Raw genomic sequence first — 270 nt, forward strand, 5'->3', positions numbered from 1 at the left:
TAAGTCAATCGGATACTCTAACGCAGTTATTAGCGTTAACAATTTAGTTACACTAGCAGGATTACTTTTATCTGATTCATTTTTCGAAAAAACACTGTGAGGTTTAAAGTTCTTTAAGAGTTCTATATTTTTTAATGGATATTTAAAAACCGTAAATGAATTTGCATCTATGTTATTTTCTTTATTATCTAAAACAGTATCCATAATAAGTTTTACTTGGTGAAACCTATTTCCTTTTGCTTTTAATACTGTTACTAAGTATATCTCATC

Annotated in this window: 1 protein-coding gene; it reads right to left on the reverse strand. The window is 27.0% G+C overall.

Annotated elements, in window-relative coordinates; translation table 11 throughout:
- On the reverse strand, positions 1-204 hold a 204-nt coding region (locus HMPREF3270_RS14115), incomplete at its 3' end, for a hypothetical protein (RefSeq protein ID WP_218117693.1).
- Between the last annotated feature and the right edge of the window lie 66 nt (positions 205-270).

The organism is Staphylococcus sp. HMSC65H10, assembly GCF_001839185.1.
GTDB classification, from domain to species: domain Bacteria; phylum Bacillota; class Bacilli; order Staphylococcales; family Staphylococcaceae; genus Staphylococcus; species Staphylococcus simulans.